The sequence below is a fragment of the Paenarthrobacter sp. NPDC089988 genome (assembly GCF_044748465.1).
Taxonomy (GTDB): Bacteria; Actinomycetota; Actinomycetes; order Actinomycetales; family Micrococcaceae; genus Arthrobacter.
On the sequence record NZ_JBIVGD010000009.1, the window covers coordinates 65,506 to 91,130 of the forward strand.

General features: G+C 64.5%; 24 protein-coding genes and 1 pseudogene. 16 read left to right on the forward strand and 9 right to left on the reverse strand.

Annotation, left to right across the window (positions count from 1 at the left end; all coding sequences use genetic code 11):
* Positions 1 to 32: 32 nt before the first annotated feature.
* From ACIPV6_RS12290 to ACIPV6_RS12310, 5 genes are all read right to left on the reverse strand, one after another.
* Entirely contained in the window at positions 33 to 686 is a 654-nt protein-coding gene (locus tag ACIPV6_RS12290; RefSeq protein ID WP_400271149.1) for a nucleotide exchange factor GrpE, read from the reverse strand.
* A gap of 2 nt (positions 687 to 688) precedes the next feature.
* Positions 689 to 2,557 carry a molecular chaperone DnaK gene (dnaK, locus tag ACIPV6_RS12295; protein ID WP_400271150.1) on the reverse strand — a complete coding sequence of 623 codons (1,869 nt, stop codon included), beginning with the start codon at positions 2,555 to 2,557 and terminating at the stop codon, positions 689 to 691.
* A gap of 188 nt (positions 2,558 to 2,745) precedes the next feature.
* Entirely contained in the window at positions 2,746 to 3,642 is an 897-nt protein-coding gene (locus ACIPV6_RS12300; RefSeq protein WP_400271151.1) for a DUF817 domain-containing protein, read from the reverse strand.
* A complete protein-coding gene (locus ACIPV6_RS12305; RefSeq protein ID WP_400271152.1) occupies positions 3,635 to 4,435 on the reverse strand; it encodes an oxygenase MpaB family protein in 801 nt (266 codons plus the stop codon). Before ACIPV6_RS12305 ends, ACIPV6_RS12300 begins: the two co-directional genes overlap by 8 nt.
* A gap of 22 nt (positions 4,436 to 4,457) precedes the next feature.
* Complete coding sequence (locus ACIPV6_RS12310) at positions 4,458 to 5,171, reverse strand: TetR/AcrR family transcriptional regulator (protein ID WP_400271153.1); 714 nt, start codon at positions 5,169 to 5,171, stop codon at positions 4,458 to 4,460.
* Between the two features lie 134 nt (positions 5,172 to 5,305).
* On the opposite strand from ACIPV6_RS12310, the gene ACIPV6_RS12315 reads away from it, so the two are divergent.
* Positions 5,306 to 6,238: an NAD-dependent epimerase/dehydratase family protein gene (locus ACIPV6_RS12315; RefSeq protein WP_400271154.1), complete on the forward strand. Its 933-nt coding sequence runs from the start codon at positions 5,306 to 5,308 to the stop codon at positions 6,236 to 6,238.
* A gap of 13 nt (positions 6,239 to 6,251) precedes the next feature.
* Here ACIPV6_RS12315 and ACIPV6_RS12320 read toward each other — a convergent pair whose 3' ends face one another.
* Entirely contained in the window at positions 6,252 to 7,271 is a 1,020-nt protein-coding gene (locus ACIPV6_RS12320) for an Abi family protein (RefSeq protein ID WP_400271155.1), read from the reverse strand.
* Positions 7,272 to 7,614: 343 nt separating this feature from the next.
* On the opposite strand from ACIPV6_RS12320, the pseudogene ACIPV6_RS12325 reads away from it, so the two are divergent.
* The 15 genes and pseudogenes from ACIPV6_RS12325 (at position 7,615) to ACIPV6_RS12395 (ending at position 23,501) form a co-directional block, all read left to right on the forward strand.
* A pseudogene (locus ACIPV6_RS12325) lies at positions 7,615 to 9,196 on the forward strand (alkaline phosphatase D family protein).
* Between the two features lie 186 nt (positions 9,197 to 9,382).
* Complete coding sequence (locus ACIPV6_RS12330) at positions 9,383 to 10,045, forward strand: hypothetical protein (RefSeq protein WP_400271156.1); 663 nt, start codon at positions 9,383 to 9,385, stop codon at positions 10,043 to 10,045.
* 32 nt (positions 10,046 to 10,077) lie between these two features.
* The gene (locus ACIPV6_RS12335) at positions 10,078 to 11,325 is read left to right on the forward strand and encodes a phage tail sheath family protein (RefSeq protein WP_400271157.1); all 1,248 of its coding nucleotides are present in this window, start codon (positions 10,078 to 10,080) and stop codon (positions 11,323 to 11,325) included.
* Position 11,326: 1 nt separating this feature from the next.
* Entirely contained in the window at positions 11,327 to 11,806 is a 480-nt protein-coding gene (locus ACIPV6_RS12340) for a phage tail protein (protein WP_397323589.1), read from the forward strand.
* Between the two features lie 1,235 nt (positions 11,807 to 13,041).
* Complete coding sequence (locus tag ACIPV6_RS12345; protein ID WP_400271158.1) at positions 13,042 to 13,800, forward strand: hypothetical protein; 759 nt, start codon at positions 13,042 to 13,044, stop codon at positions 13,798 to 13,800.
* The gene (locus tag ACIPV6_RS12350; RefSeq protein WP_400271159.1) at positions 13,797 to 15,317 is read left to right on the forward strand and encodes a phage baseplate assembly protein V; all 1,521 of its coding nucleotides are present in this window, start codon (positions 13,797 to 13,799) and stop codon (positions 15,315 to 15,317) included. The genes ACIPV6_RS12345 and ACIPV6_RS12350 overlap by 4 nt, the downstream gene beginning before the upstream one ends.
* Before the next feature lie 7 nt (positions 15,318 to 15,324).
* Entirely contained in the window at positions 15,325 to 15,663 is a 339-nt protein-coding gene (locus ACIPV6_RS12355) for a hypothetical protein (RefSeq protein WP_400271160.1), read from the forward strand.
* A gap of 13 nt (positions 15,664 to 15,676) precedes the next feature.
* Entirely contained in the window at positions 15,677 to 16,111 is a 435-nt protein-coding gene (locus ACIPV6_RS12360) for a GPW/gp25 family protein (RefSeq protein ID WP_400271161.1), read from the forward strand.
* A complete protein-coding gene (locus tag ACIPV6_RS12365) occupies positions 16,108 to 18,726 on the forward strand; it encodes a putative baseplate assembly protein (RefSeq protein WP_400271162.1) in 2,619 nt (872 codons plus the stop codon). The genes ACIPV6_RS12360 and ACIPV6_RS12365 overlap by 4 nt, the downstream gene beginning before the upstream one ends.
* Positions 18,719 to 19,309 carry a phage tail protein gene (locus tag ACIPV6_RS12370; RefSeq protein WP_400271163.1) on the forward strand — a complete coding sequence of 197 codons (591 nt, stop codon included), beginning with the start codon at positions 18,719 to 18,721 and terminating at the stop codon, positions 19,307 to 19,309. Before ACIPV6_RS12365 ends, ACIPV6_RS12370 begins: the two co-directional genes overlap by 8 nt.
* Positions 19,302 to 19,772 (forward strand): hypothetical protein, encoded by a 471-nt coding sequence (locus ACIPV6_RS12375; protein ID WP_400271164.1) that lies wholly within the window; start codon positions 19,302 to 19,304, stop codon positions 19,770 to 19,772. The genes ACIPV6_RS12370 and ACIPV6_RS12375 overlap by 8 nt, the downstream gene beginning before the upstream one ends.
* A 36-nt stretch (positions 19,773 to 19,808) precedes the next feature.
* On the forward strand, positions 19,809 to 20,744 hold the full coding sequence (locus tag ACIPV6_RS12380) for a PASTA domain-containing protein (RefSeq protein WP_400271165.1): 936 nt from the start codon (positions 19,809 to 19,811) through the stop codon (positions 20,742 to 20,744).
* 43 nt (positions 20,745 to 20,787) lie between these two features.
* Positions 20,788 to 22,014: a pyridoxal phosphate-dependent aminotransferase gene (locus ACIPV6_RS12385; protein ID WP_400271166.1), complete on the forward strand. Its 1,227-nt coding sequence runs from the start codon at positions 20,788 to 20,790 to the stop codon at positions 22,012 to 22,014.
* 136 nt (positions 22,015 to 22,150) lie between these two features.
* A complete protein-coding gene (locus ACIPV6_RS12390; RefSeq protein ID WP_400271167.1) occupies positions 22,151 to 22,609 on the forward strand; it encodes a carboxymuconolactone decarboxylase family protein in 459 nt (152 codons plus the stop codon).
* A gap of 16 nt (positions 22,610 to 22,625) precedes the next feature.
* Positions 22,626 to 23,501: a sigma-70 family RNA polymerase sigma factor gene (locus ACIPV6_RS12395; RefSeq protein ID WP_400271168.1), complete on the forward strand. Its 876-nt coding sequence runs from the start codon at positions 22,626 to 22,628 to the stop codon at positions 23,499 to 23,501.
* Between the two features lie 97 nt (positions 23,502 to 23,598).
* Here ACIPV6_RS12395 and ACIPV6_RS12400 read toward each other — a convergent pair whose 3' ends face one another.
* The 3 genes from ACIPV6_RS12400 to ACIPV6_RS12410 form a co-directional block, all read right to left on the reverse strand.
* The gene (locus tag ACIPV6_RS12400; protein WP_400271169.1) at positions 23,599 to 24,405 is read right to left on the reverse strand and encodes a hypothetical protein; all 807 of its coding nucleotides are present in this window, start codon (positions 24,403 to 24,405) and stop codon (positions 23,599 to 23,601) included.
* 82 nt (positions 24,406 to 24,487) lie between these two features.
* Positions 24,488 to 25,330: a zeta toxin family protein gene (locus tag ACIPV6_RS12405; protein WP_400271170.1), complete on the reverse strand. Its 843-nt coding sequence runs from the start codon at positions 25,328 to 25,330 to the stop codon at positions 24,488 to 24,490.
* Positions 25,287 to 25,550 (reverse strand): hypothetical protein, encoded by a 264-nt coding sequence (locus ACIPV6_RS12410; protein WP_400271171.1) that lies wholly within the window; start codon positions 25,548 to 25,550, stop codon positions 25,287 to 25,289. Before ACIPV6_RS12410 ends, ACIPV6_RS12405 begins: the two co-directional genes overlap by 44 nt.
* Positions 25,551 to 25,625 lie beyond the last annotated feature (75 nt).

Consider the following 25,625-nt stretch of genomic DNA (forward strand, 5'->3'; position numbering starts at 1 on the left):
AACACTGTCACAAACTGCCATCTCGAAGAGTGCTAAGCCGGTACTGCGACGATCACTTGGGCTGCCCGGAGGACACGCTCGCCTGAGCGGTATCCGGAGCGCAGCACCTGGCTGACCGTGTCTACTTCGATGTCCTCGCCGGGCTGCTGGATGAGTGCCTCGTGGATGGTGGGGTCGAATTCGACTCCGGTGTCCGCGATGCGCTCCAGTCCGTACGTCTTCAGCGCGTTTTCCAGCTTGGTGGCGATGGCGGCGAAGGGGCCGTCTTCGAGGTCACCGTGCTGGCGTGCGGCGTCGACGTCGTCCAGCACCGGGAGCAGGGAGTTCAGGACGCCGATGACGGCCATCTCCCCTGCTACGGCGCGGTCGCGTTCCACGCGCTTGCGGTAGTTGACGTACTCAGCCTGCAGGCGGAGGAGGTCGTTGCGCAGTTCGGCTGCCTGGGCCTCCGCCGCGGCACCGGGTGCGACCGACTCTTCAGCCGGAACCTCTACCCCGTTGAGGATTTCCTCAGCCTGGGACAGGGCGTCGCCCTCGGTGGACGCAGCGTTGCCTTCGGCGTTCGCTTCGCCTTCAGGGTGGCGGGCGGCCCCGGTCTCCGGGTCAACCTTGCGGTTGTCCCGAATGACCGGCTTGCGCTGCTCGTTGCCTTCAGAGTGCTCTGCTTCGTTGCCGTGATGAGGCATGGTTACTTCTTCGCTTCGTCTTCGTCGATGATCTCGGCGTCGACGATGTCCTCGTCGGCCTTGTCGCCAGCGGCACCTGCGGAAGCACCTTCAGCACCGGCACCCGGGGCGTCGGCTGCTGCAGCCTGCGAGTAGATGGCTTCGCCGAGCTTGGTCTGGGAAGCCTGCAGCTTCTCAAACGCCGTCTTCACGGCTGCGTCGTCGGTGCCTTCGAGCGCGGACTTGAGGGAGTCGACGTCGGCCTTGACCTCGGTCTTGACCTCTTCAGGCAGCTTGTCCTCGTTTTCGGCGATGAGCTTCTCCACCGAGTAGGCGAGCTGCTCTGCGGAGTTACGGGTATCCGTAGCTTCGCGGCGTGCCTTGTCCTCTGCAGCGTGCTCTTCGGCTTCACGGACCATGCGGTCAATGTCGTCCTTGGAGAGCGCCGTGCCACCGGTGATGGTCATGGATTGTTCCTTGCCGGTGCCCTTGTCCTTGGCGGACACGTGCACAATGCCGTTGGCGTCGATGTCGAAGGTGACCTCGACCTGCGGAACACCACGCGGTGCCGGGGCGATGCCGGTCAGTTCGAACGTGCCCAGCGGCTTGTTGTCGCGGGTGAATTCACGCTCGCCCTGGAAGACCTGGATGGCCACGGACGGCTGGTTGTCGTCAGCGGTGGTGAAGGTCTCCGAACGCTTGGTGGGGATAGCCGTGTTGCGCTCGATCAGGTGCGTCATGACGCCACCCTTGGTTTCGATGCCGAGGGACAGCGGCGTGACGTCGATGAGCAGTACGTCCTTGCGCTCGCCCTTCAGGACACCGGCCTGGAGCGCGGCACCAACGGCCACAACCTCGTCCGGGTTGACGCCCTTGTTGGGCTCCTTGCCGCCAGCGAGTTCCTTGACGAGCTCGGAGACGGCAGGCATACGGGTGGAGCCACCGACGAGCACGATATGGTCGATGTCCGAAACCTTGATGCCGGCTTCAGCGATGACGTCGTGGAACGGCTTCTTGGTGCGGTCCAGCAGGTCCTTGGTGAGGTCCTGGAACTTGGCACGGGTGAGCTGCTCGTCCAGGTGGACCGGGCCGTCGGGGGTGACGGAGAGGTACTGGAGGGAGATGTTGGTGCTGGTGGAGGAGGACAGTTCCTTCTTGGCCTGCTCTGCGGCTTCACGGAGACGCTGGAGGGCGATCTTGTCCTTGGAGAGGTCGATGCCCTTGACCTTGAGCTGGCTCAGGAGCCATTCGACCACGCGGTTGTCCCAGTCGTCGCCACCGAGGCGGTTGTCACCGGCGGTTGCGCGGACCTGGATGGTGGAGAAGTTGTCTTCGTCCTTGCCTACCTCGAGGAGGGAAACGTCGAAGGTACCGCCACCGAGGTCGAAGACCAGGATGAGTTCATCTTCCTTGCCCTTGTCCAGGCCGTAAGCCAAGGCAGCCGCGGTGGGCTCATTGACGATGCGGAGGACGTTGAGGCCCGCGATCTCGCCGGCTTCCTTGGTGGACTGACGCTCGGCGTCGTTGAAGTAGGCCGGAACGGTGATCACAGCGTCGGTGACCTTTTCGCCCAAGTAGCTCTCGGCGTCGTTCTTGAGCTTCATGAGGATACGCGCGGAGATTTCCTGCGGCGTGTACTTCTTGTCATCGATGGCGACGGTCCAGTCGGTGCCCATGTGGCGCTTGACGGAGGCGATGGTGCGGTCGATGTTGTTGACGGCCTGGCGCTTGGCGATCTCGCCAACCAGGACTTCGCCGGACTTGGAGAACGCGACGACGGACGGCGTGGTGCGGCCGCCTTCTGCGTTGGCGATGACGGTGGGCTCGCCACCTTCAAGAACAGAGACCACGGAGTTGGTGGTTCCGAGGTCGATACCTACTGCACGTGACATATCTTGTTTCCTTTCAATGACCGATGTTGATGATTGCACTCGACAGCACTCCGCTGAGGCGGGTTTTGCTGTCGGGAGCCCACTCAACAATCGGCTAGTTGAGCGTTCTGCACTCAACTGTACTCAGCCTCGAAAAGATGTCAATCCAAAGTTGAGTGAGGTACGCTCAACTTTGGTTTTGGACGTCGCTACTTCCCTGTATTCACGCGGGTTTCGGCGTTCGTTTCGCCCACGGTGAACTGCTCGGGCGGCTCCGGCTTGTACACCCATGCCACCAGCACCACCGAAATAATCATCAACAGGAACCACGCCAGCAGCTTGTCGATCGAGACGGCCTGCCACCCGTTCAACTGGTTCGGATAGAGCCACGCGCGGGACCACGTGCCGATGTTCTCCGCGAACCAGATGAAGAGCGCCACCAGCAGGAACGACACCAGGATGGGCATCCGGAAGCGCTTGCGGAACACCCGGTAGTGCATCACGCACCTGCCGTAAACGAGTACGACGGCGGCCAGCAGCACCCAGCGGAAGTCGACGATGTAGTGGTGCGAGAAGAAATTGATGTAGATCCCGGCCGCTACAAGGGCTGTGATCCATCGTCGAGGGTAGCGGTCGAAGCGGAGGTCGAACAGCCGGAACACCCGGACCATGTAGGAGCCCACGGCGGCATACATGAAGCCGCTGAACAGTGGAACCGCGCCGATGCGGAGGATCCCCTCCGCACCATAGGACCAGGAGCCAACGTCTGTCTTGAACAACTCCATGACTGTTCCCACCACATGGAACAGGACGATCACGCGAAGTTCGCGCAGGGTCTCCAGCCGGAAGACCACCATCAACACCTGGATTGCCACGGCCGCGAGGGTCAGGAAGTCATTGCTGGCCAGGCCCGCCCCGGAGGGGTACCAGAGCCGCACCGCGATGATCACAGCCAACAGCAAGGCTCCGAAAACGCATGCCCACGCCTGCTTCAGCCCGAAGACAACAAATTCGGTAAGTCCTGCACGCAAGCCACCTGCCGAGCGGTCCAGGTAGCGGTGGGCGAGGGCATCGATCGACCGCTCAACGGACGTGGAATTACGCATGCCGAACCGCGCCCCTGAGCGGCGCCGGCTTCAGCGTGCTCAGGCAATAGTCCCGTGGCCAGTACCGGATCCGCTGCGGCAATCGTGGGTACACGCGCCCCACAAGGCGCATTGCGCGGTCGAAGCGGCGCGCCTGAACCGGCGTCCAATCGAAGCCGAACCCTTGCCGCAGATCGTCAGGCAACAAACCAACCGTGAGAAAGCGGGCAACAGGCATCACGAGTCGCATGAGCGCCGGACCGCCGACTGGATAGAGCAAGTCCCTGGCGACCTTCCGTGCCTTATCGTCCGGCTGCAGCACCGCCATCTGCGCATTCCAGTACTGGGCAAACGCCGCCCGATCCGCCGGCCACATATCCGCCGGAAGCTGCAGGGCTGTGCCGATCCGGGCGTAGTCGCGGTACATGAGGTCGGCGGTGTCCTCGTCGAGCTTTCCGTGGACTTGCTCGTAGACAGTGAGGGCCGTGTTGTAGAGGGTAGCCACCACCCAGAGTTGCGACGAGGCATCGAAGGCGCTGTAGCCCTTGGACTTGTCGTCGGCTGTTCGCCGGACGGGGGCGTGGGCCCGGTTGACCGCCCGACGGACGGCCGCCACTTGCTCCTCCGTCCCATACACCACTGCGTAGACGTAGGTCAGCGTGGCTTTGAGCCGGTCCTGCGGCCGATCGGCGAAATTGCTGTGCTCCGCCACGCCGTGACCCACCCGGGGATCGGCGATCTGGAGAAGGATGGCACGCCCGGCACCGGCGAGCAGGACGCCCTCCGCACCGATGTCAACCAGTCCACGAGCCATCCGAATACTCTACTTCCGCCCCTTACAGCCCCGCGACTCCCTGCAGCACGCCAAGCTGATGCTCGAAGAGTTCTTCACGGGCGGCAAAAGTGTCAGCGCCGTACTGACCGAACACCTCAAAGCTCACCGCCCCGAACAAGGACGTCCACACCAGCACGCCCCTCGCGAGCGACGCATCCGGTGCCGCCAGCCCCATCTCCGCGCGGATTCTCGCCAGATCCCCGGCGAGCTTGGGAGGAATTACGACGTCGGGAGGCAGCTCTGCGGTCAAGGCGCCGGCGCGAAAGGCGGCGTCGAAAATTCCAACGAGGCGAACAATGACGCGGGTGCCGGGCACCGTGGTGCGCTCCCCAGGGGCTTGGTACCCGGGGACTGGACTGCCGAACAGGAGTGCGTAGCTGGCTGGCTCACGAAGTGCCCATCTCCTGACGGCCATGCCCAACGCGTGGAACTGCCCCGCGAAGTCCTGTCCGCCGGCGGAGTCCACCGCCGCGTCCACCTCGTCACCGAGATCGTTGTAGGCATCGATGAGGAGGAGGGTCAGCAATTCATCGCGGCTCTCGACGTAGCGGTAAACGGCCGAGGAGACCACTCCCAGGTCGCGGGCAACAGCGCGAAGGGAAAGCGCGGCAGCTCCATGCGTGGCCAGATGTTCCCTGCCGAGCCGGACGATGTCGGCGATGGTTTGGGCGCGGGCGCGTTGCCTGGGGGTAGGTGGTTTGGCGGTCTCAGGCATGTGGACAGCTTGCCACACTTGAGAGCGTCGTCAACAAAAGAGAGCACTGCTCTTGACTTTCTGTGCAGCCGGGTTCATTCTGGATTTATGAGAGCACTGCTCTCTATTTCAAAGGTAGCCAGGAAAGGAACCCCATGTACGTCGTCACCGGAGCAGGACCTGTTGGATGGACCGTGGCTGAAGCTCTAGCCATGCAAGGGAACGAAGTCCGCGTGGTCACCAGATCAGGCAGCGGACCGGAGCATCCCCTGATCCAACGCGTGCGCGGAGACGCCTCTGACGCCGCTCAGTTCAGCGAAGCAGTTCGCGGCGCGCAGGCCATCTTCCATTGCATTCACGGTTCCAAGTACCGCGCAAAGGAATGGGCAGCTGAACATCCTGGGGCCGAGCAGGTGGTGATGGACGCAGCGGCAGCCGCGGGCGCCGTCGTCGTTTTTCCCGAAAGTCTCTACTCCTACAGCGAGCCTGACCGCATCATGACGGAGGCCGGCCCACGCGAGGCGACCGGCGGCAAACGTGGCGTCCGGACGGAGCTGCTCAAGGCGCGGCAGGCCCATGCAGCGAACACCGTGAGCATCGTGGCGGGCGACTTCTTCGGGCCGCGGGTCATGATGGCCCACGCCGGGGAACGCATGGTTCCGCTGGTCCTGGCAGGGAAGACGGTCCAAGTGGTGGGAAGTGCCGACCAGCCGCACTCCTTTACCTTCGTCCCCGACCTGGCCGCGGCCATGATTGCTGCGGCCCAAAGGCCCGAGCTGTGGAACCGCGTGCTGCATGCGCCGACGGGTCCGGCGATAACCCAGCGCGGACTCGCCGGCGCCTACGCTGCTGCGGCCGGTGTGCGGACCCCCAAGGTCACTGCCATTCCCGGCTGGGTCCTGCGCGCTGCGGGCGTTTTCGCCACGGACATGCGGGAACTGGCGGAGTTGCTTTACCAGTTCGAGCGGCCGTTCGTCATGGATTCGAGCGAGAGCCAAACGCTCCTTGGCTTGGAGCCAACCCCGCTCCCAGATGCATCGGCGGCAACGGTGGCGTGGTGGCAGACGAAGCGGGCGACGCTGGCTTAGAACCTGCTCGAAGTCACCGCGACTGCCATAATGCGAAGTTCTGCCAGTCCTCGGGAAATCCCATGCTTACACACGGAGAAAGGAGTTCAGCCCCACCTGGGGCGCGAAGTCTGATATCCAACTTCTTAATGTGGGTTCTAAAGGTCAGGTGCCAATTGGTTCCGCCGGAGTGCGACCGAAGCATGAAGGCCAGGGTTGCTGCATAAATGTAGAGTCTCTGATGTGCTTTGGGCGTGGCCGTAAAGTCAGGTCGAGTCAGATGTGCCAAAAAGGCACCGATGGTGTCGTGCTCCTTGAGCGAGATAGCCCTTTTGAAGGCCCGATTGAAAAGCCGGGAGCCGTGCGCAGACGCGTTCCGGAAGTCAACCATCATCCGGAGCACTGCACCGAAGCGCCGCGGGTGGGCGAACCCAAACATGCGCGCTACCTCGCGAGCATCAGGTGTCTGCATCAATTCAAAGAGATACGGCAGATTTCCGAAGCTCAGCACCTCGGTGACGGCCCAGATAGGGACCTCTTGCTGCGGATACTTCAGCAAGTGATGCTTGAGGAAATCTTCGTCTTCTGCCGCTGCCCCGACAGCGCCCCGCCAGGTGGACGTCCATGCCTCAAACTTCGTACGACCTCCCGCGGGCCGATCACAATTGTGCTCATCAAGGAACCTCTTGGACGCATGTGCGGCCACATCCTTCGCCGCGAGGGTATGGCCAATCGCAGCCCTCAGACGAACTTCGAAGTCCATCAGGCCTTCTTGGCAGACGCGGGCGAGCTTGAAATCGAACGCTTCCAACGCCATGACATGGTCGATACTTGCGCCGGGGATGTAGTCATCCGAACGGTACTGGTGGAGTCTGGTGTCGACTTCGTGGGCCGGAAGGAGTCGTCGAAAGATGTATCGGTACGCACCCGACCGGAAGTAGCCCACCCTGGTAAGGAACGTCAGCGCTGTATCGCGGTCAGGAACTGCCAGACCACGGTCCTCCAGATGTTGAAGCAACTCTTCGCGCTCTTTGAATTCCTTGGTGTACTCCACACTTCACCGACTCGTCCCGTTAACGAAAATTGCCCCCTTGAGCCGAAGCTCAGAGGGGGGCAATGTCTGATGGATAGAACCTAACACATTTACCTGTGAACCACTGATGAGCAGACCGACGCTGACTTATTCAGTCCTTGTTTTGGGGTTCGCTGGGCGGGTCGTGTTCGAGCGCTGCGGTGATGGCCGCTGGCGAGGGAAGAGTTGCTTGTTCGTTGGCGGGTCAGGCAGGTTTCTCGATCGGAGCAGCACCGACATGGATTAACCGCTTTTGTCACACAGTTAACTCCCCATTCACACCACCCTCGGCAGCTGTCAACTAGGGTTCCTTAGCGTCGAGGCCATGGAAAACATCACCCGCAGATCCCTGATTTCCGCCGGCCTCGGCGCCGGCGTGGTTGCCGCACTCCCCAACAGTGCGGTGGCCGTTTCAACAGCGGACGACGCCGGTCTCCGCACAGATCCGTTTACGCTGGGCATCGCCTCCGGCGAGCCTTGGCCCGATGGTTTCGTCATCTGGACCCGGCTGGCCGTGAACCCCGTGGCCGAAGATGGCCTGGGCGGCATGCCCTCGCGAAAAGTTGCCGTTGCCTGGGAGGTGGCCACGGACCAGGCCATGCGCCGGACAGTAGCCCGCGGCGTCGAACATGCCCGCATCGAATCCGCCCACTCAGTCCACGTGGAAGTAAAAGGCCTCAAGCCGGGCAGGGAGTACTTCTACCGGTTCCGGACGGGCCGCCACGTCAGCGCCGTGGGACGAACCCTCACCAGCCCGGCCCCCGGAGAAACTCCGGCCGCCCTGGCCATGGCTTTCGCCAGCTGCGCACAGTACGAGCACGGCTACTTCACGGCGTACTCCCGCCTCGCGGAGGACCACCCGGACCTGGTGCTCCACCTGGGCGACTACCTCTACGAATACAAGAAGGACAGCTACGTGATCGGCGGCGGCAACCCGCGCGACCATGAAGGCCCCGAGACCGTGGGACTGGCCAGCTACCGCCAACGGCACGCACAGTACAAGGCCGATACCGACCTGCAGGCAGCCCACGCGATCGCCCCGTGGCTGGTGGTGTGGGACGACCACGAGGTGGACAACAACTGGGCTGACGACATCCCGGAGAACAGCGACCCCGCCCAGCTCAACGACACCACCGAACACTTCCGGCAACGGCGTGCAGCGGCGTTCCAGGCGTACTACGAGAACATGCCACTGCGCCGGTCCTCGTTGCCGGCAGGCTTCGACATGAAGATCTACCGCACCATCCAGTGGGGTCAGCTCGCCAACTTCCACATGATGGACACCCGGCAGTACCGCGACGACCAGCTCGCCGGTGACGGATGGCGGAAGAACGTTGCCGAGCGCCTGGACGAGAACCGCACCATCACCGGCGCCGAGCAGGAAAAGTGGCTGCTGGACGGTTTCAGGAACTCCACGCAGCGCTGGGACATCCTGGGCCAGCAGGTCTTCTTCGCCGAGCGGGACCGCGACAAGGCGGCCGACGTCGACGACGTCTCCATGGACGGCTGGGACGGGTACGCAGCCTCCCGCCGCCGCATCACCCAAGGCTGGGTGGACGCGAAGGTGCGCAACGCCGTCGTGCTTACCGGCGACGTCCACCGCCACTGGGCCACCGACCTCAAGGTGGATTACAAGGATCCGGCCTCCCCGGTGGTCGGTTCAGAACTGGTGTGCTCCTCCATCACGTCCACGGGCGACGGCAGCGGCTCCACCACGGACCCGACCATGGCCTGGAACCCGCACCTGAAGTTCTACAACGACAACCGCGGCTACGTGAACACCCGCATCACCAAGGACTCCATGACGGCGGATTTCCGCGTGCTGGACTACGTCACCAAGCCCGGCGCACCGGTCAGCACCAAAGAAGTCCTTCACCATCAACGATCGGGTTCCCGGCTTGGCCTGACCCGTACGAGGGGACCCCACGCAACTGGGGGACAGCGCATGCTCCATTCACGGCTCAGTGGAACGTTTGCTGTCCCCCAGTTGGGCCGTCCTCAAACGAATGGAGTTACCCCTGTTTCCCCAGTGACTGCGGGAGTAACCTATTCCCAGTTACGTTTGTGGATCACCTAACCGCTGGGGTTCTGCCGTGGGCTATGTGCGTTCGTCGCTGTCCGACCTGCTCGGGGTCCTTTCCGACGCCGTCGCTCCCCACCGCGTCAGGTTCGACGACGGCTCCCCCACCGCAGGCGTCCCGGCACCCGACGCTCCCGTAGTAGTCCACGCCGTCGCCCTCAACCGGGTGGGCCGCTCACGACGGGACGGACCGGTGCTCGATCTCGAACTGCGGGTGGCCATTGAATGCCACGGCCCCGAACAACTCGACAACATGGAACGACTCCTGCTGTCCGTGGAACGCCACAGCCAATACTCCATTGTTTCCAGCAACGAATACCGTCCCGGCGAATACCAGGAAAGCATCGAAGACGGGCTCGGGTTCCTGGTCCGGATCCCCGTCGCGCTGCGCTTTGAAGAACCTTCGGGCCCACCCGTCCTGGAGCCACTCATCGCCAAGACCGGCGTTGCCCGCCGCATCCACGGACGCTTGGTGGACGTCCACAACAAAGGCATCCCCGACGCCTACATCCACGCCCATTCCTCCGCCACGGCCGTCGTCAGCGATGCGACCGGCCACTTTGAGGTCCTGGCCTCGGCGGACGAACTCCAGCACTTTGCCGTAGCGGTACGCGGCACTGAACGGGAAGTCTCGGCCAGCACCAGCAGCCTGCCGGTCATCATCCGGTGGACCTGAGCCCGCTTGACGGGTAGGAAAGGGAGCGCACCATGGCGAACTATCAGGCGCCAGGCGTTTATGTACAGGAAGTGCCCAGCGGCGCGCGAGCCATCGGGCAAGTGAACACGAGCATCGCCGGCTTTGTGGGCCTGGCCCCGGACAAGAACGCCTTGGTGGGTGAACTCCGCGTGCTGGACAACTGGACCCAGTTCGTGGACCAATACGTCGGCAACGCGGCTGCGGGGACGCCCCTTTCCAACGCTGTTTACGGCTTCTTCTCAAACGGAGGAAGCCGTTGCTATGTGGTGAACATTGGGGCGGACGGCAGCCTCACCGGGACCGCTTCGGCGCCGAACGGACTGACGCTCTTCGAAGCCGTGGACGACATCTCCATGGTGGCAGCCCCCGGCTACGCCACCGCCGAAGCCTACGCGGCACTGCAGGCGCACGTGGAACACCCGTTGCGTCAGGACCGCATGGCGATCATGGACACGCTCGAGAAAATAGACGACGTCGGCGCCCTCACCCGGGCGGCGACGTCCGGGGTTCCGGAGGACACGGGTTCGGCCTCGTCGCCGAAGAAGAGCGACAGCACACCCGACGCCGGGGCGGACGGCCAGGAAGACTTGGGAGCGCCGCAGTCACCCGGCGGCTACACGGCACTGTACTTTCCCTGGATCGTGATGATCGATCCCGTCTCCGGCCAGAAGGTGACCCAACCGCCGTCGGGCCATATCGCCGGGGTGTGGGCGCGGGTGGACGCCACCCGCGGAGTCCACAAGGCGCCAGCCAACGAGCCCATCCAGGGCGCGCTCGACCTGGTGCGGCGGGTGAGCCGGGGCGAGCAGGAAGTCCTCAACCCCGCGGGCGTGAACTGCATCCGCTACTTCCCCGGCGAGGGCATCCGGGTGTGGGGTGCGCGGACCAAGGCCCCCGAAGCCAGCGAATACCGCTACGTAAACGTCCGGCGGCTTACCAACATGATCAAGGAATCCGTGGCGGACGGGACACGCTGGGTGGTCTTCGAACCCAACGACCACACACTGTGGAAGTCGATCCGGCGGGACATCGGCGCGTTCCTCACCAACGTCTGGCGGGATGGCGCCCTGCTCGGGACTACTCCTCAACAGGCCTTCTTCGTCAAGTGCGACGAGGAAACCAACCCACCCGAAGTCCGCGACGCCGGGCAAGTGGTCACGCTGATTGGCATAGCGCCTGTGAAACCTGCCGAGTTCGTGATCTTCAAGCTCATGCAGTCGGCCGAGAACACCAGCCAGACCGAGAACGCAGGAGCCTGACATGAGCACCCCAACCCCTGCCGCCCAACCCGGAAACGTAGTGGACCCGTACCGCGCGTACAACTTCAAGCTCGTGATCCAGGGTGTGGTGCAAGGACATTTCACCAACGTCGAGGGCCTTGGCCTGAAGATTGGCCGCATCCTCTACCGCTCAGGCGGCGAAAACAGCACCGTCCGCGTGATCCCCGGCCAAGTCGAATACACGCCCGTCACATTGAAGTACGGCCTTACCGATTCCACGGAAATGCTGCAGTGGCTGTTCAAAGCAGTGAACGGGACGGTGGAACGACGCAACGTCTCCATCGCCATGCTCAACGACGCCGGTTCCGCGGAAGTCCGGCGCTGGAACCTCTTGGGCGCCTGGCCGTGCGACTGGTTCGGAGCACCCCTCGACGCGCTGGGGAAGGACCTCGCGATCGAGACCCTGAGCATCGCCTACGACCGTCTGGAGCTCGACGATGCCCGCGCTCCCGTCGCCTGACCTCTTCTCTTGGCGGCGGGCGCTGGCCGGGCGGTTACGCCGCGTGGCCGCATGGGTGGAGCCGGTTCGCGGGTCTGACGCCGCCTGGACGCCGGATGCCAACCCGGGCGGGGCGGGTGCCAGCGACGTGTCCGGCGTGGATCCGGGTGCCAGCGTCGTGTCCGGCCCGGATCCCGCCTCGGGGTTCTTTGAGGAAGGCGCGACGGCGGCCCGCGGCTTTGATCTCGAAGGCGCACCCGAGCATTGGGTTGCCTTGCTGCGGGACGCAGGGCTGGCCCCTAAGGTGGCCGGCGGCTCCGTTCCTTCCAGACCCGCCCCACCCACCCTCCTTGCAAGGCCCGCTCTGCGTGGCATTCGCCGTCTATGGCGGGCAAAGCAGGCCCCACAACACGAACCCGCTCCCGTAGCGGGGTCCGCCGTACGTGCTTCCGAGCGCCCAACAAACGCAGAGCAGGCCCCACAACGGACACCTGCCCTGCGGCTTCGCACACCATCCCAACCCGAAAGACCCCACACACCCACGAGCACTCCCCTTGCCGGGCCCGTTTCACGCCCTAACCAGCCACCACAGAGCGCAGACCAGGCCCCACAACACGAACCCGTTCCCGTTGCGGGGCCCGCTGTGCGCGCTTCGGAGCATCCAATAAGCGCAGAGCAGGCCCCACAACGGACATCTGCCCTGCGGCTTCGCACACCATCCCAACCCGATGGACCCCCATCGCCTACAAGCTCTCCCCTTGCAGGACCCGCTTTACGCCCGAACCAGCCAACAAAGACCGCAGAGCGGGCCCCACAAGGCGGTCCCACGCAGGCGCCTCACCTTCCGGGGCCCGCTGTCCGTGCTTCGGAGCGTCCAATAAACGCAGAGCAGGCCGCACAACGGACACCTGCCCTGCGACGTCGCACACCATCTCAACCCGATGGATCCCAAACGCCCGCAAACGCTCCCCTTGCAAGGCCCGCTTTACGCCCCAACCAGCCAACAAAGAGCGCAGAGCGGGCCCAACAACGCACTCAACCCCAGCAGGACCGCACGCCAGCCACCGCACGCACCCCCGCTGCCACGCACACGCCAGCCACCGCACACACACCAGCCCCCGCCCAACCTGGTACCTGGCCCGAACTGGCACCCCGGCCACCCCTTCCGCCAGCCAACCCAACGAATGCGGCGAACCCCGTAGCCCAGGCGATGGCCCGCCAAGCCAGGCTGGCCCGGGAACAGGAAGCGGTGTGACATGGAACGGGTCGCCTTCCTGATAGAGGACACCGGGGAACACCTGGGCTGCCTGCTGAACCCCGAGACCGTGGTGATGCAGCGAACGGCAGGCGTGGAGCCGCGGCGCAGTGCGGGCGGCAAGCTCAGCGGCACGGGATTGGCGGACGATCCCCTCCTCTTCACTGGCGGCGGCCACACGGAATTGAGGCTGGATCTCCTGTTCGACGTCGACCTCGCGCCGGCGTCGCTGCATGTGCAGGACGTGCGGCAGATGACCCGGCCCATTTGGGCGCTCGCGGAAAACAGCGCCGAAGTGGAGCGGCAACGTCGGCCGCCGTCGGTCCGTTTCGTCTGGGGCCGCGCGTGGAACGTGCCGGGCATCGTCACGGAGGTGGCGGAACGTTTCGACCGCTTCGCACCGGACGGCTCGCCCCTGCGTTCGTGGATGCGGATGGTGTTTGTCCGGGTGGGCCAAGCCGCGGACGAGGAAGGCGGCGAGAATTACGAGCTCGCCCAGCGTCTTCCTGCCGTGGACCTGACGGCACCACCCGTGGACACCCTGCCGGTGACCGGCGACGGCAGCACAGACCGGGACGCGTTAATGCCCGACGGCGGCGACCTCCTTCCCGAGGTACCGCCGGCTGAGCTTGGGCGGCTGTCCATTGAAGCCTTTGGCACGCCCCTGCTCTGGAAACTCCTCCTTGAGTACAACAGCATCGACGACCCCGCCCACTTCAACGGACCCCTCGCAGTCCCGCCGGTCGGTGAGGCACCGTGAGGCAACTCCAGGGCCTCCCGGAACTCATCGTCACGCTCGGCAGGCGCAAGCTCACAACGGCCGAAACAGCGGCCATCGTGTCCGTCAACGTGCTCAGTTCCCTGGCGAGGCCGGCCCAATGCCTCATCACTTGGCGCCCGGGTCCAGGCAGGACCGCTGCCGCACGCGGCGGAGTAGACCCCGCGCCCGGCGATGCCCTCCGGGTTGAACTTGGCGGCCAACGTACGCCGCTGTTCGCGGGTGAGGTCACGGTGGTGGAGTACAGCTACGGAGCTGATCTCGGCCAGGAAATCCGCATCCGGGCCTACGACGCCCTGCATCGGCTGAGAAAACGCCAGTACACCCGGCTCCACGCGGACGCGGACCTCGCCACCTTGGCCAAGACCCTCTGCGACGGGACAGGACTGAACGTGGTGGGCGGCGGCGAGCGCCTGGGAAACGTCTACCAATGCGCCCGAACGGACCTAAGCCTGCTCGTGGAACAAAGCGCCCGCGTTGGCGCCTATCCCGTGGTCCACGATGGCACCCTGGCCCTCACCGGGCTCGACGGCGACGGCGAACCAGTGGATCTCATGCTCGGCTCCACGCTCCATTCAGCGGAGATCGAAGTGAGCCAGGAACCCGCCTACGCCAGTGCCGCAAGCAACGGCTGGCGCGCCGAGGGCGCGTCCACCCACCAGGCAACAACCAGTTCCTCCAACGCCAAAGCAAGTGTCTCTGCCGACCCGGGCCTGGCCAGCGTGGGCGCGGGCGGTCCCTTCCGGAGGGACAACGAACTCCTGGACAGCACTGCGCTCGCGGATGGCCTGGCCCACGCGGAGTTGGACACACGGATGGCCGGACAGGTGACGGGTGTTTTCGTCGCCGAGGGCAATCCACGGCTCAGGGCGGGCGGCAAGGTCAGAATCGCGGGCGTTGCCTCGAATATCGAGGGGACCTACCTGATCGCGAGCGCCGCGCACCGGCTGGACGGGACGGGCTACGAAACCACGGTGACCACCCGGCCACCCGCCGCAGCACCGGAACGCAGGCCCGATGTCTTCACGCTCGGGATCGTCGTGGACACCGAGGATCCCGAAGCGCGGGCACGAACGCAGGTCCGGTTGCCGGCCTTTCCGGACCTCCAAACAGCCTGGGCGCCGGTCCTCGCCCCCGCGGCCGGTCCGGACAAAGGCCTCGTGGCAACTCCCGCTCCGGGCGACACCGTCCTGGTGCTGCTCCCGGCAAGCGACCCGGCCCAGGCAATCATCGTGGGCGGCCTGTACGGCAGCGAACAGCCGCCGGACCACAACGCAGGGACGCCCCGGCACAGCCGCTACACCTTCCGGAGCGCTGACGGCCAGGAGTTAATGCTCGACGGCGGTGCCCGCACCATCAGCTTCACGGACGGGCACGGGTCATCCGTGGAACTGGGACCGGACAAACTTCGCATCACGGCAGCCACGGACCTGGTCCTGGAAGCCCCGGGCAAAGCCATGAAGATCCGCGCGAAGACCGTCGACTTCGAGGAGGCCTGAAGACACCATGAAGATTCTCGTCAAGGAAGCCATCCTCCGTTGTGGCCACGACGGCAAAGTGGAAAACGTCCCCTCCCAGGAATGGGTCCGCGTCAAGGACTCCGCGATCCTGGTAGCCACGGATCCACAAGGCCGGGACATCAGCATGTGCCCGAACGTCGGAATCAACATCAAGCCGTGCAACAAGACCTTGCCTGTGACCAAGGGGTACTCCACATTCATCAGGATTGCCGGCAAAGCCGTGTGCCTGGATACGGTGGAGGGTTTCACGGACGGGACGCCCCCAGGCGCGGTTAAGTACAACGTCCGCCGTCCGGGCCAAACGTTCGTGGAGGCCGGCTCATGACGAGGAGAAGGCCGTGAGCGCCCCCAGATACAAGTCCGTGGCGTTCATCCACCCGGACTTCGATGCCAGTACCGGACTGCCCGGGCTCAAGACCACCCCTGCGGGCAGGCTCGCGACGGTTACGGACGCGGCCTCGGTCCGGCAGGCCCTCCTCCTGCTGCTCAGCACGCGGCCCGGCGAACGGGTGAACCGTCCGAGCTACGGCTGCCACCTTTTCCGCCTCGCGTTCGCCCCCGCCGATGACACCACCGCCGGGCTCGCCATCCACTATGTGGCCAAGGCCGTGGAGCAGTGGGAACGCCGCATCACGGTCCTGTCCCTTGATGCCTCACGCTCAGCCGAAAGCCCCGAGATCCTTGAGGTCAGGCTGAAGTACCGGGTCAGGACGTCCCAGCTCGAGGACGAAATCGTCATCGCCTTGCCCGTGGAATCCGGAGGTGCAGCATGAGCCTTCCCGTGCCGAACCTGGACGATCGGAGCTTCGCCGAGCTCGTAGCGGGTGCCCGCGAACGGATCCAGCAGATCGCCCCGGAGTGGACCGACTTGTCGGTGCACGATCCCGGAATCACCATCGTGGAGGCCTTCGCCTACCTGACAGACACGCTGATGTATCGGCTGAACCGCGTGCCGGACAAGCTCTATGCCGTCTACCTGAACCTGCTCGGCACGTCCCTCTACCCGCCAAGCTCCGCGGAAACCATGCTCGAATTCAGCAGGGCATCGGCCGCGAACACGGACCAGGAAATCCGCATCCCCCGCGGCACCCAGGTCAGTTGCCCGCCCGGCGTCCCCGGCGCACCGCAACCGGTCTTTACGACGACGGCGGCAGCCACCCTGGCGCCCGGCCAGGCCAGCGTTGTGGTCCCGGCAGCCGATGTCACCATGTACGACGCCATCCCGATCGGTACGGGAACGGGCAGACCGGGCCAGAGCTTCGTGATCCCGAACGCCCCGATCGTTTCGGGCGCGGGCCTGGCTATCGCCGTCGAAGTTCCGGCAGGGACGCGCCTGGGCAGCGGCGAGGCGGTGCTGGTGGATGGCAGACCCTTCCGGTACTGCAAAGAGGTGGAGGCGTTCGCCGACGCGAGCCCTGGGGAGATGCCGGTACGGATCGACCGGAGTGCCGGCGTCGCAATGTTCGCCTGGTGGGATGAGGAGTCCGCAGGCCGGACGCCAACCGTGGTGCCGGATCCGGGTGCCGAGGTCCGGGCCTGGTACCGCAGCGGCGGGGGTGCCCCGGGCAACGTGGGAGCAGGGCAACTGACCGTGCTGCGGACACCCGTTCCCGGCGCGAAAGTCACCAATCCGGAGCCTGCTACCGGCGGCCGTGACGGCGAATCCCTGGAGAATGCGTTGCGGCGTGCGCCGCAGGACTTCCTGGCACGGGACCGGGCCGTAACCGTCCGCGATTACGAAGTCCTGGCCCGACGGCATGCCGGCGTTGGCCGCGCGCGTGCCTTCACACGCAAGGACCTGTGGGCCTTCGCTCAACCCGGCGAAGTCGAAATCGTCCTGGTCCCGTTCGTTCCGGGGAGCCGGGACGCCGCGGCGCAGCCCTTACGGGCCGCGGATCTGGAGGCCCACGCCCGCGACCAAGTGCGCTCTGACGTGGAACAATACCTGCGCAGGCGGTCCACGGTTGGCGCCGAGCCTGTAGTGCGCTGGGGCCTCTACAAGCAGGTGCTCGTGGACGCACGGATCGTGGTCCGTCCCGATGAGGACGCCGAGGCCGTGAAGTCCCGGATCGTGGGCCGCCTGTCTGAAGGCATCAGCCCGCTGAGCCCGGATTCGTCGTCGTACGGTTCAGGTTTCGGCAAGCCCCTCCGAGTTTCGAACCTGTACCGGGCCATGGAAGAAGCCGAGCCCGGCGTGCAATACGTGGACCGGGTCCGCCTGGAAGTGGACAAGGTTCCGGACACGGACGCCGTGGGGCTGGTGCAGGCGGAGGGCCAGGACAATACGTGGTTCGTGGCGCAGGACGGGATGCTGTTCAGGACCACCAACGCCGCCGACGGCTGGGAAGCCTGCGCCGAGTTCACTGCCGGTGACGCTGCGGCGGGCTCGAAGGAAACTGTCCGGGCCATCGCCCCCTTCCGCACACCCGCTCCAGGCCGCGCCGGGCCGGAACGGCATCCCGGAATGGTGGCAGTCAGCACGGTCACGGACACGGTCTCGCGCATCTACATCAGCGACGACCTCGGCGAATCCTGGCGCAAAGCAGCGGAACTGGGGTTCGTCGTCGCGGATTTGTGCTGGGTGGACCGCCAGGGTGAGCCACTGCTCCTGCTGGCCGGCGAGCGCGGCCTGTACGAACTTCCCGTCAGCGAAGGGGCCATTCCGGTCCAGAACGTGGTGGACACCTCGCAACCTGACCGTGGCTTTTATGCAGTGGACGCCTTGGTGGATATTCGGGGCCGGACCGGCGTGGTGGTGGCCGCCGAGGCCTCGGCCGGCGTGTGGCTTTCCCCCGACGCCGGAACCGCCGGGAGCTTCAAACAGGTGAAGGCGGCCGGCGAGGACATCCGCTGCCTGACGGTCCAGTACGACGGCGGCGCCAGCTATGTGTGGCTCGGCCGCGCGGTGCCGGAGGGCACCGGGACGGGATGCCTGCGGTTGAAGATCGACGAGTTGGGCCGCACGGACTTTGACCAGCAATTCATGAATTCGTGGGAGCAGTTCAGTGCAGGTTGGACCGGCGGCAGTTGTTGGGGTGTGCACGTGATGGGCAACGCTGCCTACGCGGCCACCCAGAGCGGCGGCGTACTCCGGCTTCAGCTCGGGCAAGCATCGGCGCAGTGGAGCGTTCCGGACGTCAACTGCAACCTGCCGTTGCGGGACCGGACCCGATTCGAACCCGTACGTTCGGTGTCCGGAGCGGTCCTGCCCGAAGGGGGCGCTTTGGTGCTCGCTGCCGGCCCCAAGGGCGTGTACCGGAGCAAGGACAGCGCTGTGTCCTGGGAGAGCTGCACTCGCCGGGTAGTGGAGGACGTCGTGACCCTGCCGGACACGTGGCTGTTCTGCTCCGGAGACCACAGGATCGAGGTGGTCCACGGCAATGGCTGACAGCTCAAAGCTCCTCCGGGTGCTGCCCGAAGTGTTCCAGGTGGCCGCCGACACCAGCCCACCCATGCAGGCCCTGCTTGCCGTGGCCGAGGACATGCACGCGCCCGTCCGTGAAGTCCTGGACCGCATCCATACCGTTCCGGATCCCGGGCGGGCTCCGGCGTCGTTAATTCCCTTCCTGTCCCGCTGGGTGGACCTGGACTGGCTGACCTTGCCCGGACCCGAAAGTTCGCGCACCGGCAGCATCCCCGTCGCCCGGCAGCGGGACCTGATCGCCGCTTCGGCGCAGCTGTCCTCACGCCGCGGCACGGTTGATGGGCTCACCCGGTTCCTGCACCTGGCTACGGGAGTTGCCGGGTTCGGTGTCGAATCCGTGCCCGGTGCTTTCCATATCAAAGTGCTGGTTCCCACTGCCGCCGCGGATCAGCTGGAACTGGTCGGCAGGATCGTGAAGGGCGTGAAGCCTGCGCACGTGACGGACGAGCTTGTTGTGCTGGCAGCAGGTGAAACCGGCGAGCCCGGCCAATCCGGTGATCCCGCCGTACCCAGCGCAGGCGGCCAGCCCGGTGATCCCGGTGAATAAGGAGAACCGGACTCCCATTCTGGTTGTCCTTGCCTGCGGAGTGATCGCCATCCTGGTGCTGGTGTTCGGCGTCAGTTGCGGCGGGAACAACAATGCGGCTGGTGACTGGCAGGCAGGCTTCTCCGGGGCTGCCGCAGGGGGACGGCTCACGGGCACGGATTTATTGGTGACCGGCGGATCCTGTTCCGTCTCCGACACACAGCTCACCGTCACCGGATCCTGTGTTCTCGACGTGAAGGAATTCGGTGGAGGCCTGTTCTACTTCGGACCGCCAACCAAGCGGGCACGACTGGTACCGCAGCAGCCGGTTACCGTAGCCCTCTTCATCCAGGGCACCCGCGCGGAGCAGGACTCAGGGCCCGGAAAGTCCGTGGACCTGACGTTTGGAACCTCGGGTGGACAACTGGGCGTAACGTGCCGTGCCATCGGGACGTGTGTTCTGCTGCTCCAGGAGGCGGGCTGACATGGAATTATCCACGCGGACAAGAGGAGTTAGGCCATGACCACCATCACCATGACGTTGAGCTCCCCCGATGTGATCCTGAAGGACGGCAAAGGATCACTGACGGCCTCCGTCACCAACGGCTCACCCGGACCCGAACGGGTGGTCCTCGGCGCCTTCCCCGGGCAGGTGACCAATCCGCCGTCGAAAACGTATACCACCATCCCCAACCCGTTGCGGACCATCGCGGCCGGGGCTACCGAACAATACGTGGTCAACTTTGACACCGCCGGCGCTGCCGCGGGAAGCTACCCCGTCAAGCTGATCGCCTACTCGGCAGACGACGCACCGGAGGACTACGCCGATCAAGCCCACGTGGTCACGCTTAACGTGCCCGCGGCGGAGGCACCCAAACCGGCGCCGAAGTTCCCGTGGCTATGGGTGATCATCGGCGGGGTGGTGCTCCTGGCGATCATTGGCGCGATCCTGTTCTTCATCTTCAAGGACGCCAACGTGCCGGACGTGAAATCCAAGCCGGAAACCGAGGCCGTCAAAATCCTCACGGACGCCGGCTTCAAGGTCTCCACCAACCCAACAGAGAGCGCTGAAACGGAAGGCACGGTGGTCACCCAAACCCCCGCCGGTGGCGAGAAAGCCGGCCGTGGGAGCACGGTGAACCTGCAGATCGCCGAACCCGCCAGACCGACTGTCCCGGATGTCCTGGGCAAACGGATCGAGGATGCCAAAGCGGCCTTCCAAGCAGCGAAGATCCAGCTGGACTTCACCCAGGGATCGCAGTGCTTCGGCTCCGCCTTTGAGCCGCTGTTCCGGCCGTGCATTGTGGTGGGCGTGAACCCGGACGTCGGAACCAAAGTCAACGTCAACGCGCTGGTGCTGGTGCGGACCGAGCCCCGGTCCATCATCGTGGTCGATCCCCTGCCCAATATCTGCATGGTCAATCCGCAGTTCTGCGTCCAGAGGCTGCAACCTTGAGACGGGTTTACGCGCACGGGCCCGGGACATGAAAAGATCAACCATGCGTCCGATGCAGCACTCCAGCAAACTCCAGAACGTCCGGTACGAACTCCGTGGGCCCATCCTCCAAGCAGCCAAGGCCATGGAGGCTGAGGGTCACCGCATCCTCAAGATGAATCTCGGGGACACCGCACCGTTCGGGCTGGAAGCGCCGGAGTCCGTGGTGGTGGACATGATCCACCACATCCGCGGCGCGCAGGGGTACAGCGATTCCAAAGGCATCTTCTCCGCCCGGACCGCCATCTCGCAGTATTACCAAACCCGCGGGCTGATGAACATCGGTGTTGAAGACATCTTCATCGGCAACGGGGTCAGCGAACTCATCTCCATGACGCTGCAGGCCTTCATGGAGAACGGCGATGAAATCCTCATCCCCGCGCCGGACTACCCACTCTGGACGGCCACCGTCACGCTTACGGGTGGCAAAGCAGTGCACTACCTCTGCGACGAGGACGAGAACTGGTGGCCGAACATGGCCGACGTCGAGGCCAAGATCACCCCTCGCACCCGCGGCATCGTCATCATTAACCCGAACAACCCCACGGGCGCGGTCTACCCCCGGCACATCCTGGACCAGTTCGCTTCCTTGGCGCGAAAGCATGACCTGGTGCTGTTCTCGGACGAAATCTACGAGAAGATCCGCTACGTCGATGCCCCACACATCCACACGGCCTCCATCGCGGACGACATCTGCGTACTCACCTTCAGCGGACTCTCGAAGGCTTACCGCATGCCCGGGTACCGCGCCGGATGGGTTGCCGTTACAGGTCCGTTGGCCGCCACCGCCGCGTACCGCGAATCGCTGGAACTCCTGGCGTCGCTGCGTTTGTGTTCCAACGTTCCGGCCCAGCACGCCATCCAGACTTGCCTGGGCGGCTACCAAAGCATCGAGGCCCTCATTGCTCCGGGCGGGCGCCTCCGCGAACAGCGGGATCTCGCCTGGAAGTTGCTCACTGCCATCCCCGGAGTTTCCTGTGTACCTGCGGCCGGTGCAATGTACCTGTTCGTGCGGCTCGATCCCGAGATCTACCCCATCGAATCGGACGAGAAGTTCGTCCTCCAACTCCTCCAGGAACAGAAGATCCTGGTCTCCCACGGCACGGCCTTCAACTGGCCCACCCCGGACCACTTCCGGTTCGTGATCCTGCCCAACGTGCGGGACATCGAAGAAGCCGTGCGCCGGATCTCCCACTTCCTCGCGGCGTACCGCAACCGCCCCGCGGACTAACCCAACTAAGTCGCAGTTCAGGTCGTTCCCAGCGCTGGGAACGACCTGAACTGCGACCCAGTTGGGCAAGCTGTCACACTTCCGGGCTCCCTTCCGACATCCCTGATGTAAGGAACCATTGAGGAAAGGGAACACCATGCCACGCATCAACATGGGCCGGAGCAACAAACTTGGCTATGCCGCCGTCATCGGTTTGGAAGGCTATGCCCGCAAATCCGTCGATCCGGAACTCTACGAGCTCATCAAGCTCCGCGCCTCCATCCTGAACGGCTGCGGATTCTGTGTGGACATGCACGCAACCGAGGGCGCCAAGCGCGGCATCCCGTCCCGTAAGTTGCACGCCGTCGCAGCCTGGCAGCATTCAAAAGTCTTCTTCGATGCCCGCGAACAGGCCGTGCTCGCCCTGACCGATGCCGTCACCCAACTGGGACCGGACACCGTAACCGACGAGATCTGGAACGCCGCAGCAACGCACTTCGACGACGGCCAAATGGGCGCTCTGATCCTGGCGATCTCCACCATCAACGTGTGGAACCGGATTGCGATCAGCACACAGATGGAGCCACCGCTGGACGAGAAGAACCCCTTGGTCTGAGCGGTAACGTGGCAGCATGACGCTTGCAGTCTCGGCCACGGCGGCGTGGCAAAGCGAACGCAACCGCCTCCTGGGCATCGCTTACAGGATGCTGGGCGATTTCGGGCATGCCGAGGACGTCGTCTCGGAGGTTGCGATGGACGCAGTCCGGCAGGAACGGCGTTCCAGCGTGGACTCGTGGCCGGCCTGGCTGACCACGGTGTGCGTTCGGCGCTCCGTAGACCGGGTGCGGCAGCTCGCGGCAATCCGGGAGGACTACACCGGGCCTTGGCTGCCCGAACCGGTTGACACGGCCCAGCTTCCGGAGGAGACACTCGCCAACCGCGAGCTGTTGTCGCTGACCTTGCTGCATCTTGCCGAGCAATTGGCACCCGAGGCGCGGGCGGCCCTGGTGCTGCACCGCGCCTTCGGGATGTCCGCCCCGGAGATCGGGGAAATCCTGGACAAGACGCCCGCTGCCATACGGCAGATGATTTCGCGCTCCGAACGCCGTTTGGACATCGACCCCAACGCACCCGCCCCTCGGGCCAAGGACCGCGCCGCCTTGGAGAAGCTGGTGATCGCCATTGAGAACGGCGAGATTGACACTGTGGTTGCGATGCTGGACCGGGATGCCGTGCTGTGGGCCGACGGCGGTGGCAAGGTCAAGAGCGCCATGAACCCACTGTTCGGTGCAGCCCGGATCGCACGGTTCTTCGTGGGCATCCTCGGAAAGGCCGCCGCCACGCAGCCCGTCACCGCGGACCTCATCGATGTGAACGGCGGGCCGGCGCTCGTGCTCAGGCATTCGGGCCGCGCCGACGTTTTAGTGCTCGACGGCGGCCCTGACGGCAGCATCCGCGGGTTGCGGCAGGTCTCGAATCCGGACAAGCTGACGCGGGTTTCGCTGTAGCTCTGCCGCGAAACCGCGGGAAAGCTGCCTGCTCGCACGGAAACTTCCAGACGAACCAGCAGGCTTCCCGCGAACCCGGCACTCCAATCCCCTGAGATCAGTCCCCCGCCGAACCACTCACCCGCAGCGCATTGATGATCGCCGGAATGGATCCGATCAGCATGATCAATGCCCACACCAGCGCAACCACCACGGTCACCAGGGCCCAAAACTGGTCGCCGACGGACACCAACGGCCCCGGCAGGAACCCGTGGATCAGCCCAAGGACCACCTGCAGCAGCACCGAGATCACCAACAGGATCACCAGCCCGGTAACTTTGAGGAACTTCGGCTGGCTCAGGATCAGCAGCACCGCGAACACGATCTTCAGCAGCAGCAACAGCCCGAGGATGGCCGCGGCCTGCCCCTTGGGAAAGCTCCCCCACAGCGCCAGGTAGGCAATGGTTCCGAAGGGCGTAGCCACGAACAGGCCGATCATCAGGAAGAGTTTGGCCAACGCGAGCAAAGCCGTGAGGAACGCAGCGATCACCCACAACAGCGTCACGATCAGCGTTGCAATTCCCTGCACCCGCCCGTACGTGCGCAGGTTCATCATGAGGCTGAGCCCCAGCATCACCACCGTGAACAGCAGCAACCCATCCAGGAACGCGAGAAAGCCGATGCCCGCCCCCGGAGGATCGGCATCGGCTTTCTGTGTTTTGAGGAACACCTCCAGCGGGACGCCCAGCTTGTCGGCGTCCCCCGGGGAGACAGGGTCGACGGCGGTCTGGCCCAGGACCAGGGCCATGCCCACCTCGGTCAGGACTACTACAGCGAAGACCACCAGGGCCGCGATGAAGAATGGACGACGCAACGCATCCGTGTCCGGCCCGCTGCGGATCCCCTCACGAATTGACCCCGCCATGGCTCAATTGTGGCACCAGGGATTTTCGTGGCAAGGGGTGACTGCCAGCCCTGCGCCCTGATCTGTCCTCCAGTTGACGGTGCTATTCGAAGGTGATTACGTTGCTGGGCCTGACCTTGCCGGTGGCTTGGTCGACATCGAAACGCCGTAGCGTACCGCGGCCGACGGTATCTGCGGCCATCTTCGCCAGTTTCAGTGCATTGGCTGCGCAGATCGACTCTGGGCCGCTGGCGTAGCAGTGCTCGATGACAGCATCCGGCACGAATCTTCCGCCCATCACAGGATCTTGCAACCTGCCTGACCACCACCGCTGTCGCGCTCGTTCGATCGCGGTTTCCCTGATTGTCTCGACATCAACAATGTCCACTTCCTCGTAGCGGGACACGAAGAGCTCGTCAATGTACTGCGCGGGCAACTTTTCCCAAGACAACGTGCCGTCGATGATGACGTTCTCGCCTGTAGCGAGTGCCATCTGTCTGACGAGGTTGGTTGTTCTCGTGGAAATAGTATGAACGTGGGAGGCCAGCTCCCGTACTCCTACGGGCTTGCCGTCGGGCAGTGTGTATTTGTGGCGGTAACCCAACAGACCGTGACGTTCAGCGTCGTCCAGGATCAGGTCTTTGGCATCGTCGGGGTCAATAAGGCGGTAGCCCTTGAGGTCCAACGTCTTCAACGCCTCGGTCTTGCCTGCGCCAGGGGGACCGGCGGCGATAACAACCGCATGGCCCGCCGTCATAACATCCTGCTGCCGGGCCATGAACGCCTTTGCCAAGCGGACCACTGTTGCGTCGTCAAAGTAGGCCAAAAGAAGGTCCGGAGCTTGCTCCAGATCATTACCCGGACCATATAGGTCGGTCAGCGCGGCATGAACAGCCTCCCTTTCAGCGGCCAACAGCCGCCCTGACCTCATTGAACTCGGACTCATTCAGAAGATCCTGAGCGAACGCTCCTACAACCTGGTCCCATGTTCCGGGAAGCCGGCCCTCATGCGGGTACGGGGCATCCTCACCATCCGTGTAGGTCAGGGATTTCAACTTTTGGAGAAGTTCCGCCCTAGGGGTGTCGTAAGCGAACGCGCGAAGGATGAGTTCCTCCGGCTCGTCGGCCGACAGGACCTCCGGGCGACGTTCGATGGCCTTCAGCATTCGATGCACTTTTGCCTGACTGGTCACCAGGACATCAGCGATCTCACGCTGGTTCATCCCCCGCGAGGAGGCGTT

Coding starts and splice junctions, on each gene's coding strand:
- ACIPV6_RS12340 (WP_397323589.1), top strand. CDS start 11,327: ATGAGCACCCCAACCCCTGCCGCCCAACCCGGAAACGTAGTGGACCCG.
- ACIPV6_RS12380 (WP_400271165.1), top strand. CDS start 19,809: ATGACCACCATCACCATGACGTTGAGCTCCCCCGATGTGATCCTGAAG.
- ACIPV6_RS12310 (WP_400271153.1), bottom strand. CDS start 5,171: ATGCCTGAGACCGCCAAACCACCTACCCCCAGGCAACGCGCCCGCGCC.
- ACIPV6_RS12315 (WP_400271154.1), top strand. CDS start 5,306: ATGTACGTCGTCACCGGAGCAGGACCTGTTGGATGGACCGTGGCTGAA.
- ACIPV6_RS12370 (WP_400271163.1), top strand. CDS start 18,719: ATGGCTGACAGCTCAAAGCTCCTCCGGGTGCTGCCCGAAGTGTTCCAG.
- ACIPV6_RS12410 (WP_400271171.1), bottom strand. CDS start 25,550: ATGCTGAAGGCCATCGAACGTCGCCCGGAGGTCCTGTCGGCCGACGAG.
- ACIPV6_RS12400 (WP_400271169.1), bottom strand. CDS start 24,405: ATGGCGGGGTCAATTCGTGAGGGGATCCGCAGCGGGCCGGACACGGAT.
- ACIPV6_RS12355 (WP_400271160.1), top strand. CDS start 15,325: ATGAAGATTCTCGTCAAGGAAGCCATCCTCCGTTGTGGCCACGACGGC.
- ACIPV6_RS12390 (WP_400271167.1), top strand. CDS start 22,151: ATGCCACGCATCAACATGGGCCGGAGCAACAAACTTGGCTATGCCGCC.
- ACIPV6_RS12395 (WP_400271168.1), top strand. CDS start 22,626: ATGACGCTTGCAGTCTCGGCCACGGCGGCGTGGCAAAGCGAACGCAAC.
- ACIPV6_RS12365 (WP_400271162.1), top strand. CDS start 16,108: ATGAGCCTTCCCGTGCCGAACCTGGACGATCGGAGCTTCGCCGAGCTC.
- dnaK (WP_400271150.1), bottom strand. CDS start 2,557: ATGTCACGTGCAGTAGGTATCGACCTCGGAACCACCAACTCCGTGGTC.
- ACIPV6_RS12405 (WP_400271170.1), bottom strand. CDS start 25,330: ATGAGTCCGAGTTCAATGAGGTCAGGGCGGCTGTTGGCCGCTGAAAGG.
- ACIPV6_RS12335 (WP_400271157.1), top strand. CDS start 10,078: ATGGCGAACTATCAGGCGCCAGGCGTTTATGTACAGGAAGTGCCCAGC.
- ACIPV6_RS12345 (WP_400271158.1), top strand. CDS start 13,042: ATGGAACGGGTCGCCTTCCTGATAGAGGACACCGGGGAACACCTGGGC.
- ACIPV6_RS12290 (WP_400271149.1), bottom strand. CDS start 686: ATGCCTCATCACGGCAACGAAGCAGAGCACTCTGAAGGCAACGAGCAG.
- ACIPV6_RS12300 (WP_400271151.1), bottom strand. CDS start 3,642: ATGCGTAATTCCACGTCCGTTGAGCGGTCGATCGATGCCCTCGCCCAC.
- ACIPV6_RS12305 (WP_400271152.1), bottom strand. CDS start 4,435: ATGGCTCGTGGACTGGTTGACATCGGTGCGGAGGGCGTCCTGCTCGCC.
- ACIPV6_RS12385 (WP_400271166.1), top strand. CDS start 20,788: ATGCGTCCGATGCAGCACTCCAGCAAACTCCAGAACGTCCGGTACGAA.